Source organism: Halomonas gemina (genome assembly GCF_023554995.1).
GTDB classification, from domain to species: Bacteria; Pseudomonadota; Gammaproteobacteria; order Pseudomonadales; family Halomonadaceae; genus Halomonas; species Halomonas gemina.
Window position 1 is genome coordinate 69,149 of the sequence record NZ_JAMJPK010000007.1, and the last position, 18,821, is coordinate 87,969.

At 66.1% G+C, this 18,821-nt stretch carries 18 protein-coding genes and 1 pseudogene; 13 read left to right on the forward strand and 6 right to left on the reverse strand.

What is annotated here, in order from left to right; translation table 11 throughout:
* The first annotated feature begins 82 nt into the window (after nt 1-82).
* The 6 genes from M8009_RS15335 (at nt 83) to M8009_RS15360 (ending at nt 5,897) form a co-directional block, all read left to right on the forward strand.
* Entirely contained in the window at nt 83-400 is a 318-nt protein-coding gene (locus M8009_RS15335; protein WP_250062765.1) for a hypothetical protein, read from the forward strand.
* Nucleotides 401-529: 129 nt separating this feature from the next.
* Nucleotides 530-1,975 carry a sodium-dependent transporter gene (locus M8009_RS15340; protein WP_250062766.1) on the forward strand — a complete coding sequence of 482 codons (1,446 nt, stop codon included), beginning with the start codon at nt 530-532 and terminating at the stop codon, nt 1,973-1,975.
* A gap of 24 nt (nt 1,976-1,999) precedes the next feature.
* Nucleotides 2,000-2,767 carry an ABC transporter ATP-binding protein gene (locus tag M8009_RS15345; protein ID WP_250062767.1) on the forward strand — a complete coding sequence of 256 codons (768 nt, stop codon included), beginning with the start codon at nt 2,000-2,002 and terminating at the stop codon, nt 2,765-2,767.
* Nucleotides 2,768-2,852: 85 nt separating this feature from the next.
* Nucleotides 2,853-3,557: an ABC transporter ATP-binding protein gene (locus M8009_RS15350; protein WP_250062768.1), complete on the forward strand. Its 705-nt coding sequence runs from the start codon at nt 2,853-2,855 to the stop codon at nt 3,555-3,557.
* Nucleotides 3,558-3,591: 34 nt separating this feature from the next.
* A complete protein-coding gene (locus M8009_RS15355; protein ID WP_250062769.1) occupies nt 3,592-4,596 on the forward strand; it encodes a branched-chain amino acid ABC transporter permease in 1,005 nt (334 codons plus the stop codon).
* Nucleotides 4,596-5,897 (forward strand): branched-chain amino acid ABC transporter permease, encoded by a 1,302-nt coding sequence (locus M8009_RS15360; protein WP_250062770.1) that lies wholly within the window; start codon nt 4,596-4,598, stop codon nt 5,895-5,897. Before M8009_RS15355 ends, M8009_RS15360 begins: the two co-directional genes overlap by 1 nt.
* 119 nt (nt 5,898-6,016) lie before the next feature.
* Here the strand turns inward: M8009_RS15360 and M8009_RS15365 are convergent, their stop codons facing one another.
* Nucleotides 6,017-7,222, reverse strand: coding sequence for an ABC transporter substrate-binding protein (locus M8009_RS15365; RefSeq protein ID WP_250063073.1), 1,206 nt, complete (start codon nt 7,220-7,222; stop codon nt 6,017-6,019).
* A 139-nt stretch (nt 7,223-7,361) separates the two neighbouring features.
* Between M8009_RS15365 and M8009_RS15370 the strand changes: the two genes are divergently transcribed.
* The 5 genes from M8009_RS15370 (at nt 7,362) to M8009_RS15390 (ending at nt 12,512) form a co-directional block, all read left to right on the forward strand.
* Nucleotides 7,362-8,126 (forward strand): dienelactone hydrolase family protein, encoded by a 765-nt coding sequence (locus tag M8009_RS15370; protein ID WP_250062771.1) that lies wholly within the window; start codon nt 7,362-7,364, stop codon nt 8,124-8,126.
* Nucleotides 8,127-8,128: 2 nt separating this feature from the next.
* The gene (locus tag M8009_RS15375; protein ID WP_250062772.1) at nt 8,129-9,199 is read left to right on the forward strand and encodes a C45 family autoproteolytic acyltransferase/hydrolase; all 1,071 of its coding nucleotides are present in this window, start codon (nt 8,129-8,131) and stop codon (nt 9,197-9,199) included.
* Nucleotides 9,200-9,323: 124 nt separating this feature from the next.
* Entirely contained in the window at nt 9,324-9,692 is a 369-nt protein-coding gene (locus tag M8009_RS15380; RefSeq protein ID WP_250062773.1) for a DUF6746 family protein, read from the forward strand.
* Nucleotides 9,693-9,886: 194 nt separating this feature from the next.
* The gene (locus M8009_RS15385; protein ID WP_250062774.1) at nt 9,887-11,317 is read left to right on the forward strand and encodes a bifunctional enoyl-CoA hydratase/phosphate acetyltransferase; all 1,431 of its coding nucleotides are present in this window, start codon (nt 9,887-9,889) and stop codon (nt 11,315-11,317) included.
* Between the two features lies 1 nt (nt 11,318).
* Nucleotides 11,319-12,512, forward strand: coding sequence for an acetate/propionate family kinase (locus M8009_RS15390; protein ID WP_250062775.1), 1,194 nt, complete (start codon nt 11,319-11,321; stop codon nt 12,510-12,512).
* A gap of 58 nt (nt 12,513-12,570) precedes the next feature.
* On the opposite strand, the gene M8009_RS15395 is transcribed toward M8009_RS15390, so the two are convergent.
* The 5 genes from M8009_RS15395 to M8009_RS15415 all read right to left on the reverse strand — a co-directional run bounded on the left by M8009_RS15395 (nt 12,571) and on the right by M8009_RS15415 (nt 16,086).
* Entirely contained in the window at nt 12,571-13,158 is a 588-nt protein-coding gene (locus M8009_RS15395; RefSeq protein WP_250062776.1) for a DUF4202 domain-containing protein, read from the reverse strand.
* Between the two features lie 97 nt (nt 13,159-13,255).
* A complete protein-coding gene (locus M8009_RS15400) occupies nt 13,256-13,720 on the reverse strand; it encodes a hypothetical protein (RefSeq protein ID WP_250062777.1) in 465 nt (154 codons plus the stop codon).
* Nucleotides 13,721-13,992: 272 nt separating this feature from the next.
* A complete protein-coding gene (locus M8009_RS15405) occupies nt 13,993-14,268 on the reverse strand; it encodes a YrhK family protein (protein ID WP_250062778.1) in 276 nt (91 codons plus the stop codon).
* A gap of 58 nt (nt 14,269-14,326) precedes the next feature.
* Nucleotides 14,327-14,674, reverse strand: a complete 348-nt coding sequence (locus M8009_RS15410; protein WP_250062779.1) for a 4a-hydroxytetrahydrobiopterin dehydratase — start codon at nt 14,672-14,674, stop codon at nt 14,327-14,329.
* Nucleotides 14,675-15,009: 335 nt separating this feature from the next.
* Nucleotides 15,010-16,086, reverse strand: coding sequence for a T6SS phospholipase effector Tle1-like catalytic domain-containing protein (locus tag M8009_RS15415; protein WP_250062781.1), 1,077 nt, complete (start codon nt 16,084-16,086; stop codon nt 15,010-15,012).
* A gap of 219 nt (nt 16,087-16,305) precedes the next feature.
* Between M8009_RS15415 and M8009_RS15420 the strand changes: the two are divergent.
* Both M8009_RS15420 and M8009_RS15425 read left to right on the forward strand, forming a co-directional pair.
* A pseudogene (locus M8009_RS15420) lies at nt 16,306-16,521 on the forward strand (transposase); the annotation flags it as partial.
* A gap of 407 nt (nt 16,522-16,928) precedes the next feature.
* The gene (locus M8009_RS15425) at nt 16,929-18,806 is read left to right on the forward strand and encodes a PhoX family protein (RefSeq protein WP_250062783.1); all 1,878 of its coding nucleotides are present in this window, start codon (nt 16,929-16,931) and stop codon (nt 18,804-18,806) included.
* The last annotated feature ends 15 nt before the right edge of the window (nt 18,807-18,821 follow it).

Consider the following 18,821-nt stretch of genomic DNA (forward strand, 5'->3'; position numbering starts at 1 on the left):
GTTTCCGCCTGTGGCGTGCTGCCGTTCCCGTCCTCGGCGGCTATGCTGGAGGCTGGATTCCCCCTACCGAAGGAGACCCGACATGCACAAGCACGTGGAGTGGGACGACCCCGGCCGCGACAGCGTGCTGGCGCACTTCGCCAGCCATCCCGAGCAGCTCGTCGAGCCGCGGCCCGGCGACATCCTCTCGGCCCGCTACCAGGGCGCCATCGTCCGGATGAAGGTGGAGGCCTGGGTCGACGGCACCAGCATCGGCGAGGTGGCGGCGCTGATCGCCGCCGACAACGGCCGACGCATGAAGTCCCACGGCAAGCTCGCCCTCGGCGACACCGTGCGCCTGCCCGACAACTATCGAGCCCTGGAGCCCGAACCCAGTGACCCGGAGGAGGACAGGGAGTGATTGCGCGCGCGGATACCATCCCCGCCGCCAACGGCCCCTAAACGCAGGTCGACTAGCCAGGAAGGGGCCTTGTGCCGCAAAGTTGGCGCGTCAGGCCCACAAGGCCAACCAAGGCAATCCTGGATCCCCATGAGCACGCACAACGTCTGGACCCACAAGGGCACCTTCCTGCTGGCCGCCGTCGGCTCGGCGGTCGGGCTCGGCAACCTCTGGCGCTTCCCCTACCTGACCGGCGAGAACGGCGGCGGAGCCTTCATCCTGGTCTATGCCCTGACCATCTTCGCGGTGGGCATTCCCATCCTGATCGCCGAGATCATGCTGGGGCGCAGCAGCCGCCGCAGCCCGATCATGGGCATGCGTTTCCTGACCCAGACCCACCACACCTCGCGGGCATGGGAGTCGATCGGCTGGCTGGGCGCGGTCTCGGCCTTCCTGATCCTGAGCTTCTACTCGGTGATCGCCGGCTGGGCGATCCACTATACCGGGCTGATGTTCACCGGCACGATGGTCGACGTGGATGCCGCCGGCGTGGGAGAGAGCTTCGATGCCCTGCTCGCCTCGCCCGCGCTGCTGACGCTCTACCACACCCTGTTCATCGCCGCCTCGGCGCTGATCGTGGGTCTCGGCATCCACAAGGGCATCGAGGCGGGGCTTCGCGTGCTGATGCCCTCGCTGTTCGTGATCCTGCTGGTGGTACTGGGCTATGGCGCCATCATCGGCGACCTCGGTGCCGCTGCCGGCTTCCTGTTCACCTTCAACCTCGCCGATCTCAGCCTGGAGGGCTGGCTGCAGGCGATGGGTCAGTCCTTCTTCACCCTGAGCCTGGGCATGGGCGCGATCATGGCCTACGGCGCCTACATGCCCGGCGAGGCCTCGCTGACCCGCACCGCCTTCTCCATCGCCGTGGTCGACACCGCGGTGGCCATGGTCGCCGGCCTGGCGATCTTCTCGCTGGTCTTCGGCGCCGGGCTCAACCCCGGCGAGGGGCCGGGGCTGATGTTCGTCACCCTGCCGCTGGCGTTCGCCGAGATGCCCGGCGGGGCACTGGTCGGCGGGGCCTTCTTCATCCTGGTGCTGGGCGCGGCCATCAGCTCCTCGATCTCGCTGATCGAACCGGTGGCGGCCTTCCTAGTCGAGCGCTTCGACCTGACCCGGCCCCAGGCCGTGGCGGTCATGGTCATCGCCAGCTGGGCGCTGGGGCTGCTCACCGTGCTCAGCTTCAACCTCTGGGCCGAGGGCACCCTCTTCCATGCCCTCTTCGGGCGCAGCGCCTTCGACTTCATCGAGCTGCTGACCAACATCTTCATGCCGCTCGGGGGGCTGTTGATCGCGCTCTTCGCCGGCTGGGCGCTGACCCTCTCAGAGGTGATGAAGGAGATGCACACCAACGAGCGCTGGTTCCGCCTCTGGCGCTTCCTGGTGCGCTTCGTGGCCCCTGCCGCGGTCGCCTTCGTCTTCCTGCGCAGCATCCCGCAGGTGGAGGGCTACCTGATCCCGGCCATCGGCGCCGTGGTAATCGTCGGCGCCTTCGCCGCCGGCCGCACCTTCCTGGCCGACGACCGCCAGGAACTGTAAGAACAACAACCGACGGAACCCGACATGGCAGCCATCATCGACGTTCAGCACGTCCACAAGGCCTTCGGTGGCCTCAGGGTCATCAATGACTGCTCGATCCAGGTGGAGCAGGGCTCGATCACCGGTCTGATCGGCCCCAACGGCGCCGGCAAGTCGACGCTGTTCAACATCATCGCCGGGGCCCTGCCGCTGGACAGCGGCCGGGTCCTGCTCGACGGCGAGGAGATCACCAACCGCCCCGCCAACGAGCTGTTCCACAAGGGGCTCTTGCGCACCTTCCAGATCGCCCACGAGTTCTCGCAGATGACCGCGCTGGAGAACCTGATGATGGTGCCGCCGGCCCAGGCCGGCGAGAGCCTGGTCAACGCCTGGTTCAAGCCCGCCCTGGTGAGGATGCAGGAAACCGAGGTACGACGCCGGGCCCTGGAAGTGATCGACTTCATCGGCCTGCACCACGTGCGCAACGAGCTGGCCGGCAACCTCTCCGGCGGCCAGAAGAAGCTGCTTGAGCTCGGCCGCACCATGATGACCGACGCCCGGGTGGTGCTGCTCGACGAGATCGCCGCCGGGGTCAACCGCACCCTGCTCGGCGACCTGGTGACCAACATCGAGCGCCTCAACCGCGAGATGGGCTACACCTTCCTGGTCATCGAGCACGACATGGACATGATCGCGCGGCTCTGCGACCCGGTGATCGTGCTGGCCCAGGGCAGCGTGATGGTCGAGGGCTCGATCGAGGAGATCCAGAACGACCCTCAGGTCATCGAGGCGTACTTCGGCGCCGCGTCCTGACGGGAGAGCCGCCCGTGGGCAGGCACCCGGCCGGCGCATTCCAGCGCTTTCCAACAACGAGAACGAACGCAGAGAACGTCTGACAATGCCATTACTCGACGCACGCGACGTGCATGGTGGCTACGGCGGCATGAACATCCTCAACGGGGTGGACATGGCCATCGAGGCCGACGAGATCGGCGTGATCGTCGGCCCCAACGGCGCCGGCAAGTCCACCATGCTCAAGGCCATCTTCGGCCTGCTCCACGTCAGCCAGGGCGAGATCCTGCTGCGTGGCGAGCCGATCCACAACCTGGCCCCCAACAAGCTGGTGCAGAAGGGCATGGGCTTCGTACCCCAGGAGAAGAACGTCTTCCCGAGCCTCACGGTGAAGGAGAACCTGGAGATGGGGGCCTTCCTCAAGCCGGGCAACGTCAAGCGCATGCTCAAGCAGGTCTATGACTTCTTCCCGCCGCTGCATGACAAGCGCCATCAGCCCGCCGGCGAGCTCTCCGGCGGCCAGCGCCAGATGGTGGCCATGGGCCGGGCGCTGATGGCCGAACCCAGCCTGCTACTGCTCGACGAGCCCACCGCCGGCCTCTCGCCGCTCTACATGAACGAGATCTTCGAGCAGGTAAAGCTGGTCAACTCGGCCGGCGTGGGCATCCTGATGGTCGAGCAGAACGCCAAGCAGGCCCTGGCCATCGCCGACCGGGGCTTCGTGCTGGCCGCCGGCCAGAACCGTTTCACCGATTCCGGCGCCGCCCTGCTGGCCGACCCGGAAGTCGCCAAGAGCTTCCTGGGCGGCTAGCCAAGAAGGCAAGAGAAGGTGGGAGAGAACCGACGTGAATGAACTGGTCTTCTTTATCAACAACGTGGTGATCGCCGGCAGCGTGAGCGGCTCGATCTACGCCATCGGCGCGGTGGGCGTGACGCTGATCTTCAGCATCATGCGCTTCGCCCACTTCGCCCATGGCGACATGATGACCTTCGGGGCCTTCATGGTGCTGCTGCTGACCACCGCCTTCCCCGGGGCCGGGGCCGCCTTCGGCGTGCCTTCCGCGCTGGTCCTGCTGCCACTGGCCATGGCGCTCACCGCGCTGCTCGCGGTGGGCATCGACAAGGCGTTCTACAAGCCGCTGCGCGCCCACGGGGTCAAGCCGATCGTGCTGGTGATCGGCTCGCTGGGGGTGACCCTGATGCTCCAGGGCCTGATCCGGCTGTTCGCCGGCACCAGCGGCCAGAGCCTCTACATCGATGACCGCAAGGAGATCTTCCGCCTTGCCCTGCCCTTCGAGGGCGTGCGGGCCCCGGTGGTGGTCACCGAGCCACAGCTCTACCTATTCGTGATCACCCTGGTCGCGGTCGTCGGCCTGCACCTCTTCCTCAGCCGCTCGCGGCTGGGCAAGGCGATGCGCGCCATGTCCGACAACCCCGACCTGGCCCAGGCCTCGGGCATCAATACCAACACCATCGTCGCCGTGACCTGGGTGATCGCCGGGGGGCTGGCCGCCATCGCCGGCACCCTGCTGTCGCTGGACGTGACCTTCAAGCCCGACCTCAGCTTCTTCCTGCTGCTGCCGATCTTCGCCGCCGCCATCGTCGGCGGCGTGGGCCACCCCTACGGCGCCGTCGCCGGCGGCTTCGTGGTCGGCTTCGCCGAGACCCTGGCGGTCTTCAACTGGAGCGTGCTGCTGCGTCCCTTCCGCGACAGCCTGCCGGAGTGGCTGACCCAGTCCGGCAACCTGGCCTTCGTCGGCACCGAGTACAAGATCGTGGTGCCCTTCTTCATCCTGGTCGTCATCCTGGTGTGGCGCCCCACCGGCATCTTCAAGGGCAAGGTGATCTGATGGATACCAAACGCGCCGATACCGTCGCCGCGCCGGGCCGCTTCCCGCTGCGCGAACTGCTGCTCTTCGCCGCCGTGCTGGTGGCCGTGCTGGGCGTCTACGCCGCCATGGGTCCGGCCTACAGCACCCGCATGCTGGTGGAGGCCTCCTGCTACGCCATCCTGGCCCTGGGCCTGACCATCCAGTGGGGCTATGCCGGCCAGTTCAACGCCGGCGTGATGGGCTTCGTGGCCCTGGGCGGCTTCTGTGCCATGTTCTTCAGCATCCCGGTCAACGAGGCGTTCTGGGAAAGCGAGCTGCCCGGCGAACTCGGCCTGGTGCTGTTCTATATGGTCGCCGCCGCCCTGGTGGTGTTCGGCGCCACCCGGCTCGACCGGCTCGGGGTGCCGAAGAAGCTGCGCACCCTGATCGCCGTGGTGCTGGGGGTGGTGCTCTACCTGGTGGTGATCAATACCTTCCGCGGCGTGGCCGACCAGATCGAGTCCCGTGCCGGCTTCATCGGCGGCCTCGGCCTGCCGGTCGGCGTCGGCTGGATCGTCGGCGGGGCGCTGGCCGGCGGGGTGGGCTACTTCATCGGCCGCGTCTGCCTGGGGCTGCGCAGCGACTACCTGGCCATCGCCACCCTGGGCATCGCCGAGATCATCAAGGCCTTCCTCAAGAACTCCGACTGGCTGACCCGTGGCACCGCCACCGTCTCGCCGCTGCCCTGGCCGGTGCCGGGCCCGGCCGAGGTCGGCTTCACCCTGGCCCGGGCCCTCTACCTCTCGGTCACTGCCGTCATGATTGCGGTGATCTTCTTCCTGCTGAGCCGCGCCTACCACGCGCCCTGGGGGCGGATGATCCGCGCCATCCGCGACAACGAGATCTCCGCCGCCGCCATGGGCAAGGACATCAACAAGCGCCGCCTGGAGATCTTTGTGCTGGGCTGCATCCTGATGGGCATCGGCGGGGCGGCCCTGGCCAGCTTCAACAGCATGTTCGACCCCCAGGGCTACCTGCCACTCAACCACACCTTCCTGGTGCTGGTGATGGTCATCCTGGGCGGGCCCGGCAACAACCTGGGCACCATCTTCGGCGCCGTCGCGGTCTACATCATCTGGATCATGTCCGAGCCGCTGGCGCTGTTCCTGATGGAGCTGGCTGTCACCTTCGGCGAGGGCGCCTTCGGCTGGGATGCGCCCACCAACCTGGACAGCCGGGCGCTGCAGGCGCGGGTGTTCGTGATCGGCCTGCTGATCACCCTGGTGCTGCGCTATGCGCCCAAGGGGATGCTGCCGGAGAAGGTCCGCCACCACGGATAACGGGCATCTCCCCCACACCTGCAGTGCCCCATAATAGACGAGGCCCCGGCGGTTGCCCGCCGGGGCCTTGAATTGTGAGGAGAAGGTGCTGTCAGGGCGTGAACGCCCGGGTAAGCGTCCTACTCGAGTTCGCCGACCTGCACGAACTCGCCGCCCTCGACGGTCATCTCGACCACGATGCCCGGCACGTCGCCGTTCTCGTCGAACTCATGGGTGCCGGAGGCGCCCTGGTAGTCGATCTCGTTACCGGCGGCGATCAGCTCCACCGCCTTCTCCCATTCACCGGGCAGGATCACCTCGCCGGGCGCCATGGCGACACTGCGCAGCGCCGCGGAGAGCCCCTCGCGCTCGGCGCTGCCGTTCTGCTCGATGGCCAGCGCCAGCAGGAAGGCGGCATCGTAGGCCTGGGCCGCGAATACCGCATCGGGATCGACTCCGGCCTCACCGGCGGCCTCGGCGAACAGAGCGGTACCGGGCAGGTCCGGGCTGCCCGGCCGGGTGGCGATCATGCCCTCGAGGACATCGGCTCCCACGGCGTCCACCAGGCTGTTGCCGACCATGCCGTCGGCCCCCACGTACTGGGTGAACATGCCGCTCTCGTAGGCCTGGCGCAGCACCGTCTGGCCGGAGGTGTCGGCATAGGCCAGCACCACCAGGGTCGGCACACCGCTGGATGAGAGGGTGCCGAGCTCGGAGCGGTAGTCGGCGCGGTTGTCCTCGTGGGCCAGGTTCGCGGCGACCGTGCCGCCCTCGGCCTCGAAGGTCGTGGCGAAGGCGTCGGAGAGGCCCTGGCCGTAGTCGTTGTTGACGTAGGTCACCGCCACCTCGTCGATACCCTTCTCGATCAGCAGCTTGGCCAGCATCTCGCCCTGGAAGGCGTCCGAGGGCACGGTGCGGAACACCAGGTCGTTGTCGTCCAGTTCGCTGACCGCCGGCGCCGTGGAGGCCGGCGAGACCATGGTCACTCCGCCGGGGATGGCCGCGTTGTTGGCCGCGGCGATGGTGGCGCCGGTGCACAGGGCCCCGACGATCGCCGTGACCTGCTCGGTATTGACCATGCGGTCGGCCGAATTGGAGGCCGCGGAGGCGTCGGAGCAGGTGGTATCACCGGTGGGCATCTCGATCATCTGGCCGCCGAGCAGCCCGCCCTGCTCGTTGATCTGGTTCACCGCCAGCTGGGCGCCATCGAAGATCGGCGGGGTCAGGCTCTCGATCCCGCCGGTGAAGCCACCCAGGAAACCGATCTTGACCTCGGCCTGGGCCATGCCGGAAAGGGCCACCGTGGAGGCGGCGACTGCCATCGCCAGTACGCGTTTTTTCATGATTGTTCGTCTCGCTCAGGTTGCTCAAGTAACACACCTTCACAATCTGGAACGCTTGGCCGCAGAACACAAGCCTGCCTGGCCAACGCTCCCTGAGACGGCGCCTATACTGACAGGCGTCCATCGACCCTGGAGGCAGACCATGACCCATCCGCTTCACGCCACCCTGAGCCTCGCCGCCGCCCTGGGCCTCGCCACCGGCAGCGCCTTCGCCTTCGAGCCCGCCGGCCAGGACATCACCTATGAGGTCGGCGGCGAGGCCTTCGAGGGCTACCTCGCCACCGCCGAGGGCGAGGCCCGCGGCAGCGTGCTGGTCATCCACGACTGGGACGGCCTCGACGACTACGAGCGAGAGCGCGCCGACATGCTCGCCGAACAGGGCTATGACGCCTTCGCCGTCGACCTCTACGGCCAGGGCAATCGCCCGGCGGAGATCGAGGCCAGGAAGGCCGAGATCGCCCGGCTCTACGAGGACCGCGAGCGCATGCGCAGCCTGAACCTGGCCGGCCTGGCCGAGGCCCGCGACCAGGGGGCCGCCCAACCCACCGTGGTGATGGGCTACTGCTTCGGCGGCGCCGTGGTGCTGGAGCTCGCCCGCTCCGGCGAGGCAGAGGACGTGGCCGGCTACGCCACCTTCCATGGCGGCCTGGCGACCCCCGAGGGCCAGTCCTACGGCGGCGATACCGCGCCGATCCTGATCGCCCATGGCGGCGCCGACAGCTCCATCTCCATGGACGATGTCGCCACCCTCGGCCGCGAGCTCGAGGCCGCCGGCATCACCTACCAGATCGAGGTGTACTCCGGCGCGCCCCACGCCTTCACCGTCTTCGGCAGCGAACGCTACCAGCAGCGCGCCGACGAGAAGTCCTGGGAGGCCTTTCAGGATCTGCTCGACGAGGTGCTGTAACCATGCACATAACCCCCCTTTCCGGCAGCCGGGCCGAGATCGGCGAGGCCCATGGCCGCGCCCATGCCGGTCTGATCACCCGCAGCCTCGAGGTCTACGACCGGCTGTTCCAGGACTTCGTGGGCCTGGACTGGGCCCAGGCGCGCCAGACGGCCGGCCGCTTCCTGCCGATGATCGAGCGCAGCTTCCCGGCGATCCTCGAGGAGATGGAAGGCATCGCCCGCGGGGCCGGGCTCGAGTTCGTGGACATCCTCACCCTCAACTGCCGCAGCGAGATCTCGCTGACCCAGGCCAGCGGCGGCTGCTCCGCCTTCGCCCTGAACCGCGACGCCACCCAGTGGCTGGCCCAGAACTGGGACTGGCGCACCGACCAGTTGCACAACGTGGTGGCCCTGGAGATCGACGGCCTCGACGCTCCCGCCCTGATCAGCATCGGCGAGGCCGGCATGGTGGCCAAGATCGGCATGAACGAGCACGGCATCGGCGTCTGCCTCAATGCCATCCGCTCGCGGACCTGCGGCGAGGGGTTGCCGATCCATGTTGCCCTGCGCAAGATTCTCGAGAGCCCGGACATGGACGCCGCCGTGGCCGTAGCCAGCCGCGATCGGGTCTGCTCGCCCGCCCACTTCCTGATCGCCAGCGCTCGGGCCAGCAACGAGGGGGGCCAGGCCGCCGGCCTGGAGGTCCACCCCGGCGAACCCGGCCGGCTGGCCCCCGAGGAGGGGATGGTCACCCACACCAACCACCTCTATGCCCGCGCCGCGACCTGCCAGGTCGAGGACTTCCCGCGCCCCGACTCCCGTCCGCGCCTGGCACGGCTGGATAGCCTGCTGCGCGAGCGGCTACCCGCTGAGGGCGAGCTCGACGAGGGCGAGCTATTCGCCATCCTCAGTGACCATGACAACGCGCCGCTCTCCATCTGCCGCCACTTCAATCCCGACCAGCCCCCCGAGGAGCGCATGGAGACGCTGTTCTCGGTGGTGATGAACCTCACCCGCCGGCGCCTGACGCTACGCCACGGCAAGCCCTGCGAGAGTGACGAGAGCCTGACCGTGCAGTTCGGTGCCGAGTGATCGCACGCCGCGCCTGATCCAGGTCAAATGCGACAATGATGCAAGCGATAAGTCTTGTCACTTCTTGAGGAGGGTGATAGCGTCATTTATGCGATTGATTCTCATCACCATGAAGGACACCCCCATGAAGAAACTGCTGTTAGCCGCCCTCTGCACCGGCCTGCTGGCCTCCACCGCCCAGGCCGAGGAGCGCCCCGACCACTTCGAGGGCGAGGCCGCCGACACCCTGGCCGAGGCCGTGACCCAATTCTCGGAGACCAACCGCCAGCTGGCCCAGCTGCTTGCCCAGGACGAGCTGAGCAACACCGACCTCGGCACCATCCACGAGCTTACCTACACCCTGGAGAACGCCATGGCGAAGATCGACGAGGAGCTCGATACCATGGCGGTGGACCTGGAGGAGGTGCACCTGGGCTCCGAGAGCGTCGACCACGAGCGCGTGCGCACCCACGGTACCGCCTACCTCGAGGCCGCCCAGACGCTGGTGCCCTGACCCTTCACTGCGGACCGAGTCTTGCCGACACGACGCGGGCAGGCCATCTCGAGATGGCCTGCCCGCTGGCTTTCGCGTCTCTAATTGTTCGAGTCGCTACTGCGCCATCCGGGTCTACGAAATGTCACCAACGACAGGCTATGATGGGAGACACTGTTTGCTGCAATGCAATAATCACCATCGGAGCTGCTGACATGGATGCGCCAGACGAAGAACGCTATATCGAGAACCGGACCTTCGCCGAGATCCAGGTGGGCGACGAAGCACACCTCGAGAAGCGCCTCACCCTGGATGACATCAAGCTGTTCGCCATCATGTCCGGGGACGTCAACCCGTCACATGTGGACAACGACTTCGCGCGCAGCACACGCTTCCAGGAAGTCATCGCCCACGGCATGTGGGGCGGGGCGCTGATCTCCACCGTGCTGGGCACCCAGTTGCCCGGCCCCGGCACCATCTATCTGGGCCAGACGCTGAGCTTCCGGGCACCGGTCGCCCTGGGCGACAAGCTCAAGGTCAGCGTGCGCGTGACCGCCAAGGACGAACCCCGCTCGCAGCTGACCCTGGACTGTCGCTGCGAGAACCAGAAGGGCAAGGTGGTGATCGAGGGCGAGGCGCGGGTGCTCGCCCCCACGGAGAAGATTCGCCGGCCCCGCACCGTGATGCCCACGGTGCGCCTGGCCGAGCGCGGCCGCCTGCACGAGATCCTCTCCGCCGCCGACCACCCGCCCGCCATTCCCGTGGCCGTGGTGCATCCGGTGGATGATGTCTCGCTGACCGGCGCCGTGGCCGCCGCCCGCCAGGGCCTGATCATCCCCCTGCTGGTCGGCCCGAATGCGAAGATCCACGCAGCGGCCGATGCCGCCGACCTCGACATAAGTGAATTCGAGCTGATCGATGTGCCCCATAGCCATGCCGCCGCGGAACGTGCCGTGGCTCTGGTGCGGGAGGGACGCGCCGAGGCCATCATGAAGGGCGCCCTGCACACCGACGAGCTGATGCACGAGGTACTCAAGCGCGACGGCGGCCTACGCACCGAGCGCAGCATCAGCCACGTGATGGCCTTCGACGTGCCGACCTACCCACGGCCGCTGTTCATCACCGATGCCGCCATCAACATCAGCCCGAGCCTCGACCAGAAACGCGACATCATCGCCAACGCCATCGAACTGGCCCATGCCCTGGGCAATCACGACCCCAAGGTGGCCATTCTCTCTGCGGTGGAAACCATCAATCCCAGGATCCCCTCCACCCTGGATGCCGCCGCCCTGTGCAAGATGGCCGACCGCGGCCAGATCCAGGGCGGCACCCTGGATGGCCCGCTGGCCTTCGACAACGCCATCTCCGAGAGCGCCGCGCGCACCAAGGGCATCGACTCGCCCGTCGCCGGCCGCGCGGACATCCTGATCGCCCCGGACCTGGAAGCCGCCAACATGCTGATGAAACAGCTCACCTACCTGGCCGATGCTACCGGCGCCGGCCTGGTGCTGGGCGCCCGGGTCCCCATCATCCTGACCAGCCGCGCCGACGAAGCCATCACCCGCATGGCCTCCTGCGCCCTGGCCCTGCTGGTGGCCGACCACCAGAAGCTCAAGGGCCTACCCGACGCCGAGCAAGGAGCCTGAGATGAGTCATGTCCTGACGCTCAACAGCGGTTCGTCCAGCCTCAAGTTTGCCCTCTACCCGCTGACGGGTGCCGAATCCCTCGACACCCTCGCGCCCCGCTATCGCGGCAAGTTTTCCGGGCTGAACGGCGGCAAGCCCCGATTGACGCTGAAGGATGGAGAGGGCAATCCCGTGGAGGTCGACATGGGCGAGCTATCCGAGCGACTCGAGCTGCCCGGTGCCACCGAGCGCCTGCTGGGCTGGCTCGATGACCTCCCGGACCTGTCGCTGGCCGCGGTGGGGCATCGGGTGGTCCACGGCGGCCGTGACTACCACCGGCCGGTGGTACTCACGCCCGAGATCACCGCCGCGCTGGGCGAGCTCGAATCCCTGGCACCGCTTCATCAGCCCTTCTGCCTGGCTCCGGTGGCGCCGCTCGCCGAGCGCTACCCCGAGCTGCCCCAGGTGGCCTGCTTCGACACCGCCTTCCACGCCGAACAGCCCGAGGTCGCCCGCTGGTTTGCCCTGCCGCGGGAGATGACCGCGCGCGGCCTGATCCGCTACGGCTTCCACGGCCTCTCCTACGACTACATCAACGAGGTGCTGCCGCAGCTACTGGGCGATGCCCCGCGCGAGCGGGTAATCGTCGCCCATCTGGGCAACGGCGCCAGCCTGTGCGCCATCCGCCACGGCACCAGCGTCGCCTCCACCATGGGCTTTACCGCCATCGAAGGCATGCCCATGGGCACCCGCAGCGGCAGCCTCGACCCCGGGCTGGTGCTGCACCTGATCCAGCAGGAGGGCATGAGCGTCGAGGAGGTCACCGAGCTTCTCTATAAGCGCTCCGGCCTGCTCGGCGTATCCGGCATCAGCGGCGACATGCGCGAGCTGCTCGCAAGCCCCGCGGAAGAAGCCCGCGAAGCGGTGGCGCTCTACGCCTACCGCGCCGTGCGAGAGATCGGCAGCCTGGCCGCCGCGCTGGGCGGGCTCGACCAGCTGGTCTTCACCGCCGGCATCGGCGAGCGCGCCGGCCCGGTGCGCGAGGCCATCTGCCGGGGCTGCGAATGGCTGGGCCTCGAACTCGACCCCGACGCCAACCGTCGCGATGCCAGCTGCATCAGCACCGCCGACAGCCGCGTCGGCGCCTGGGTCATTCCCACCGACGAGGAGCGCATGATCGCCTGGTACAGTTCACGGGCCGTCGGCCAGGCATAGCTCGTTGCGATGGCCGGCTGAGCATGCGACCGATGCCTTCTGGCCCGAGGCGTCGGCGCTACCCCGCCAGCGCCTCCTCCACCAGGCCGCGGGCCTCGTCCGTCATCGGCAGTCCCAGCGCCAGCTCATGGGCCTTCGGCGACATCTTCTTCCAGGTCATCTGCACGATGCGAATCAGGTGGTCGTGGTCGATCTGCTTCGAGAAGTCGCCGAAGTAGTTCTCCAGGAACACCAGGCAGGCGCAGTCCTCCACCGCCTGGGTACCCGGGTCGCGCCCCAGACCCTGCTTGCGGATCATCCGCGCCACCGCCTCGGCGTCCTCCTCGCCATAGCCCGCCTCGCGCATCAGCCGCGCGGTAGTCTCGCCGGCGCGCTGGCCCTGGTCGCGCCGCCAGGTGAGATAGCCCACCCGCCCCTCGGGGTAGTCCGTGCGCGGCACCTGCCAGCGCTGCAGGTGTTGGCCGCGTACCGCCAGCCGCACCCGCTCGTCGGGCTGGTCATGCAGCCGCTCCAGCCAGGCGCTCATGCGCCCGGCGTGCCACAGCTCCTGGGGCACCGGCTCGCCGTTTACCTCCACACGACGCGGGTCCTCCGCGTGCAGGGCATCCAGGGCGGCCAGGGCCTGATCAAGGGGAGAAAGGGGCATCGATCTAGCCTCCGTGCTGAACAAGCTAGCCGGCCCGACAGCCACTACGCTGAAGGGCCAGCAGGACAGCCTGTTCTGACGCAAAACCCAAGGCAGGTCAACCTTCCGCGCCATCGCCCGACGCCTCTGGCGCCAGCCCCCAGCCTGCGGGCACCTTCGAGGCCTCCAGCCCTTCGAAGCGGTCGCTGACGTAGGCGCTATGACACGCCACGCAGGACTCGGTCATGCGTGCGAAGAGTTCCACCTGCCGAGGGGTATCTTCGGCGCGGCCGGCCTCGGCCAGTGACGCTGAGAGCTCATGCAGATAGGCGTCCATGTTCAGGAAGGCAGGCGGAACGGCGGCCTTGAGGTCCCGACGATCCGCATCGGTCAGCGACTGCTCGAGAATGAAGCTGTCGTGAATCGACTGGCCCTTCTCAGCCACCACGGCGTGTCGACCCTGTACGATGGCGCTGTAGGCCGTCTGCATCGCCTGCTCCACCTGGATCATCTCCTGCTTCAGCAGGCCCTGCAGCTTGGGGCTCAAATCCGGCCTGACGGGATCCGCGGCCAGGCTGGCCATAGTGGCCCCCATTGCGGCCAGGCTACCCAGGACAAGGGCAACTCCCCGACGACGACGACCGTGAGTAGGAAAAGTCGAACGGCTCGATATTGGAAATGGTATGACGGATCTCCTCTCATGGGCTCGCAACCAAGGCTCAGCCTTGAAAAGCGTAGTTGCCACCCGATGGGGCCGCCTTGAGGCAGATCAGTCCCGCCACGCTCGTTACTCACTCTCGCCACACGCCAGGCCGCTGAGGCGGGTCTTGCCCGGTCACCTGTCGACGAAAGCTTCTAACTCTCCCAGTTACTGGCGGGAATTCGTTGAATGTGGATGTGGCTGATGAGGCGGATGGTAGGGCGAATCAGGAACTGGAAACTGCCGATAATGAACAGCCAGATCGCCGCTTTCTCGTACTCGGGGAACAGAAACAGGATGCTGCCTGCCAGGAACCAGATGGCGATGAAAAAGTCGTTGACGATGCTGATCAGCTCGTAACGGCGACGAATGATCAGTTCTTCATGACCCAGCTTCATGGTCAGGGGATGATCTGTACGACGCTCAATCATGCTGACTGGAGTCTCGCGCGGGAAACGCGGCGGAAGCCGGGTTCCGCCACGCTTGGGGTTATTGCATGTCGTTAAAGGCCGCGTCGGTTCTTGCGGCGAGGACGAAATCATTTTTGTGCAGGCCGCCGATTTCGTGGCTCCACCAGCTAACGGCAACCTTGCCGTATTCCAGCACGATAACCGGGTGATGATCTTCGGCTTCTGCGAGATCACCAACCTTGTTGGTGAATTCCAGCGCCTTGGCGAAGTTTTTGAGCTTGAAAAGCCGGTGAAGCTGCTCTTCACCTTCAACCACTCGGATTTCCCAGTCCGGAACATCCTTGTGCAACTGCTGCTTTTCTTCATCGGTCGCCTTGGGCGCATCCGGGCTGCAGGCTTCACAGCTATGTTCTTTCAGATCGCTCATCTCAACCTCCAGGGTTGTTGGCTGTACTACCAAGGGTGGGGTGTACCCTTCGCATTATCAACACCTCCTGGAAATCTGCCGGCGCCAGAATACAGCATCCGGCGAGGGCCAATGTGAGCCGGAAGCCCGCCATGGGAGGGGTGCCAGGGCACAGGATGCGGGGAGCAGCGGCGTCGTGGATATCGCGCGGCGTAAAACACCAGACGCCGCATGTCCTTATATTTGGGCGATGGTCGGCATGGAAGGTTCTACCTGGCTTTCAGTGATGATGCCTGTCCTGGAGATGCCCTGGGGCATCGGGGTAAGAGCCCCTCTAGCATGACGCGCCGAGGCCATCACGACTCGGACGGCGGCTTGCACCCCGCACGCACCAGCGTCGGCGGGCGGTAGCCGTCATCCTCCTGCCAGCGGCGCCAAACCGAGGGATCCACGCTAACGCCCACCGCCGGGTTGCCCTGGCGGTCCTTGGCATAGCCCCGGTAATGCCTGCCATCGCCACCCCGATCCCTCAGTGAGCGGTACCAGCGATAGAGCCCCTTCATGAACTCCTCATAGGAATCCCTCGGCTGGGCGCGGTAGGCATCGGCCGGGGGCGGAGGCCGATACAGCTTCAGCCCCGCCACCTCCGCCTTGGCGCACAGCCAGCCATAGGCCAGGCTGGCCAACGGGTCGAAGCCACCCCCCTCCATCCGGTACCCGCCGCCCACATTGGCATGGGCGCCCATGAACCAGCGCTGCTCCACCTCCAGCTGGCTCGGTTTCTTCTCACCTCCGGGATGCGTCCAGAGGGCAATATCATAGGCCGCCCGGTGCTCGTCCAGCGCCACCGCCTGGTAGGCGTGATGCACGATAGAAGACAGCTCGGTATCGTGCCAGGCGAAACGTCCGTGCTCCGACAGGTTGGTGCCGGGAATGCCGAGCGCGCCGACGGTGTCCCACACGCCGACGAAGTGAATGTCGACCTGCCGGCTGTAGCGCTCGCGGAACGTTCGGCACCGCGCATCGTCCGGCGCAACCTGCTTGTCGCGGTAGAGAGTCTCGGCCTCCTCCACCAGGCTCGGTGTGGAAATCCGCAGCAGCCCGCACTTGCGGATCATTCCCACCAGGCTACGCGCCGTGTAGGCCCCCCGGCTGAAACCGAAGACGAAGATCTCCGTCCCCTCCATGTAGTGACGCACCAGCCAGTCGTACCCCTTCTGCAGGTTGCGACTCAGCCCCCAGCCGAAGGCGCCACCGGTGAGCCGTTCCCACTGCCGCGTACCAACCCCGGGCTCGTAGAAGAACCGCTGCCGAACGCCGTGGTCATCGTAATCATGGAGATCCCGAGCCAGGCGGTAGATGTTGGTGCGATCCTGGGGATCGTTCCAGGTGCCATCGAACAACAGAATCAACCGCTGCGTGGGTAGAGACATGTGCTCGCCCTCCTCGCATGCCCGGGCCACAAGCCCGGGCATGGAATCCTTCAACCATATGAATGGAGCCGTTGCCTGTCAGGGTAGATAAGGGGAGGAGGCGGCGCTATCGCATTGGCTCACCCGGCAGCCGCCTTGGCCTCGGTATCCAGTCGTTGCGCCGTCTGGTCCACCCGGCGCAGCCAGATCAGCAGCACCGCACCCAGGGCCACCAAGCCGCCGGCCCCGACAAGCGAGGATCCCGTCGAGCAAATGGCACACCGCTTGAAGACGCAGGCGGGCCGAGCGCTGTATGCGATACGCAAGCCTACGGTCGAACCCGTCTTCGAAATCATCAAACACGTGATGGGGTTTCGACAGTTCTCGCTGCGTGGTCTGGAGAACGTCAGAGGTGAGTGGCGATTGGCTACCCTGGCGTGGAATATCAAGCGGATGCACCGCCTGGCATCAGGCTGGGGGGAGAGCTCCCCCTCGCCTGACAGGGGGCCGCCACAAGCGCTCAGGCCACTACTGGAGCACCGAATGTACGACCGGCGCCAACACGAAAAACTGAGAGAAGTGAGCGTCGTCACCGTGCGCGGCCCATAACCCGACAGACTGCTAGCTTCGCCTCCTCGTCGTCCTGGTGGTGTTGGTGTGGCAGTTGCTGGAGCATTGCGCGTTTGACTTCGACAGAGAGAGGGTGGCGGGCGCTGTGGAGGCCCGAATCCCCACCGTTGACCGCTGTAATGAATGATGACTGAGATGGCATTTATATTGCCATAAACTGGTCATCAAAGTGACCCACTACTTCTGATAATTTCTCTAATTGTAAATTCCAATATTATAAGGACCTAAATGACATGAGAAATCTTATTTTCCTGTGCGGCACGGCTGCACTTTCTCTGACGGCCAGCGCTGCCATGGCGGCCGATATTGTCGCCGTCGAGTTCACCGATACGCCTGCGCCGAAAGAAGCCGCCGAAATGGTGACGACGCATTCAAAATCCTCGGCGATCGTACGCTATAGCGACGGCACCACCCAGGAATTCCCGCTCTCCTACATATCGATGTTCAAGAACACCGACAAGGTGGGTGGAGAGGCGGCCGGGCAGCTTTACAATGCCAAGGGCGAGCCGCTCGCCGACATGAACGGCGATCCGATCATCGCCGAGACGCCGGACGCCAACAGCCTGCTGGACATCGACGGCAATCTGTTCATGGTCACGCATTACGAATACGACTGGATCCTCGGCAACGGCGCCGAGGCCCGCCGCGCCGAGGGTTGGTATTCGCGCATGCCGATGTCGATGTCGCTGGCTGCGGTCGAGCAGGGCACCGATGGCGCGCTGAAGGCGACCTCGGTCAAGCCGATCGACTTCTCCGACGTGGATGGTCTATGGATCCCCTGCGCCGGCGGTCCAACCCCGTGGAACACCCATCTAGGATCCGAAGAGGACTACGACCTCTACTTCCAGGCCGTGTCGGGGGAGAAGAACCGCAAGAAGGCCACCGAAGGGGTGCGCGCGCTGGAAGAGATGTATCTCGATGGCGAAAAGGCCAACCCCTACGACTATGGCTACATCCCCGAGGTGACAGTCAAGGCCGACGGCAGCACCGAAGTGGTCAAGCACTACTCGATGGGCCGCGCCACCTGGGAACTGGCCCGCGTGATGCCCGACAGCCGCACCGCCTATTTCGGCGATGACGGCGACCATGTCGGGCTGTTCATGTATGTCGCCGACACCGCCGAAGACCTGTCCGCCGGTACGCTTTATGCCGCGCGCTGGAACCAGGTTTCCGGTCAGGGCGGCGGCGCCGCGACGCTGGACTGGGTCAAGCTGGGCCATGGCACCGACGCCGAGATCAAGGCGATCATCGACGGCGGCGTCACCTTCGACGACATCTTCGAGTCAACCACCGCTGAAGCCACCCCGGACTGGGCCGATCAGGGCTATCGCATGATCCGCGCCGGTCATTCGGGCGACGAGATTCTGCGCCTGAAGGACGGCATGGAAAAGGCTGCGGCCTTCCTGGAATCGCGCCGCTATGCCGCGTATCTCGGCGCCACGACCGATTTCAACAAGATGGAAGGCGTGACCGCCGACCCGAAGAAGAAAAACCTTTACGTCGCGATGTCCTATAACGAGAAGGGCATGCAGGCCGAGCCGGGCGCCGTGCAGGACCACATCCAGGTCGAGAAGATCAAGGCCGGCGCGACCTATGAAGTGGCGCTGGACGGTGGCAGCGTCGACACCAACGGCGCCGCGATCAACTCCGACTGGGTCGGCACCGCGATGCGCGTGCCTGCCGCGCTGCTGGGCGAGGATATCCCGGTCGACGCGCTGGGCAACATCGCCAACCCGGACAAGATCGCCAACCCCGATAACGTGTTCTTCTCCGACGAGATGCGCACGCTGTTCATCGGCGAGGACTCGGGCACGCACGTCAACAACTTTCTCTGGGCCTACAACGTCGATACCGGCAAGCTGAGCCGGATCCTCAGCAACGCGTCGGGCGCCGAGGCCACTGGCCTGCAGGTTGTCGATAACCTGAACGGCCACGCCTACATCATGGCCAACGACCAGCACCAGGGCGACTGGATTTCCTCGATGCCCGAAGATGTGGTGGCCGAGTTGGAAGCCGCTGCGATCGAGCTTTACGGCACCAATGATCACGGCACGCCGAACTACAAGCTCGACGCGCATATTGGCTATCTGGGCGGTCTGCCAGGTCTCTGATCTGCTGATACCGGG

What these genes read in the sequence shown, in the direction of transcription:
- M8009_RS15335 (WP_250062765.1), top strand. Translation starts at nt 83, where the DNA reads ATGCACAAGCACGTGGAGTGGGACGACCCCGGCCGCGACAGCGTGCTG.
- M8009_RS15340 (WP_250062766.1), top strand. Translation starts at nt 530, where the DNA reads ATGAGCACGCACAACGTCTGGACCCACAAGGGCACCTTCCTGCTGGCC.
- M8009_RS15345 (WP_250062767.1), top strand. Translation starts at nt 2,000, where the DNA reads ATGGCAGCCATCATCGACGTTCAGCACGTCCACAAGGCCTTCGGTGGC.
- M8009_RS15350 (WP_250062768.1), top strand. Translation starts at nt 2,853, where the DNA reads ATGCCATTACTCGACGCACGCGACGTGCATGGTGGCTACGGCGGCATG.
- M8009_RS15360 (WP_250062770.1), top strand. Translation starts at nt 4,596, where the DNA reads ATGGATACCAAACGCGCCGATACCGTCGCCGCGCCGGGCCGCTTCCCG.
- M8009_RS15370 (WP_250062771.1), top strand. Translation starts at nt 7,362, where the DNA reads ATGACCCATCCGCTTCACGCCACCCTGAGCCTCGCCGCCGCCCTGGGC.
- M8009_RS15375 (WP_250062772.1), top strand. Translation starts at nt 8,129, where the DNA reads ATGCACATAACCCCCCTTTCCGGCAGCCGGGCCGAGATCGGCGAGGCC.
- M8009_RS15380 (WP_250062773.1), top strand. Translation starts at nt 9,324, where the DNA reads ATGAAGAAACTGCTGTTAGCCGCCCTCTGCACCGGCCTGCTGGCCTCC.
- M8009_RS15385 (WP_250062774.1), top strand. Translation starts at nt 9,887, where the DNA reads ATGGATGCGCCAGACGAAGAACGCTATATCGAGAACCGGACCTTCGCC.
- M8009_RS15390 (WP_250062775.1), top strand. Translation starts at nt 11,319, where the DNA reads ATGAGTCATGTCCTGACGCTCAACAGCGGTTCGTCCAGCCTCAAGTTT.
- M8009_RS15395 (WP_250062776.1), bottom strand. Translation starts at nt 13,158, where the DNA reads ATGCCCCTTTCTCCCCTTGATCAGGCCCTGGCCGCCCTGGATGCCCTG.
- M8009_RS15400 (WP_250062777.1), bottom strand. Translation starts at nt 13,720, where the DNA reads ATGGCCAGCCTGGCCGCGGATCCCGTCAGGCCGGATTTGAGCCCCAAG.
- M8009_RS15405 (WP_250062778.1), bottom strand. Translation starts at nt 14,268, where the DNA reads ATGATTGAGCGTCGTACAGATCATCCCCTGACCATGAAGCTGGGTCAT.
- M8009_RS15410 (WP_250062779.1), bottom strand. Translation starts at nt 14,674, where the DNA reads ATGAGCGATCTGAAAGAACATAGCTGTGAAGCCTGCAGCCCGGATGCG.
- M8009_RS15415 (WP_250062781.1), bottom strand. Translation starts at nt 16,086, where the DNA reads ATGTCTCTACCCACGCAGCGGTTGATTCTGTTGTTCGATGGCACCTGG.
- M8009_RS15425 (WP_250062783.1), top strand. Translation starts at nt 16,929, where the DNA reads ATGAGAAATCTTATTTTCCTGTGCGGCACGGCTGCACTTTCTCTGACG.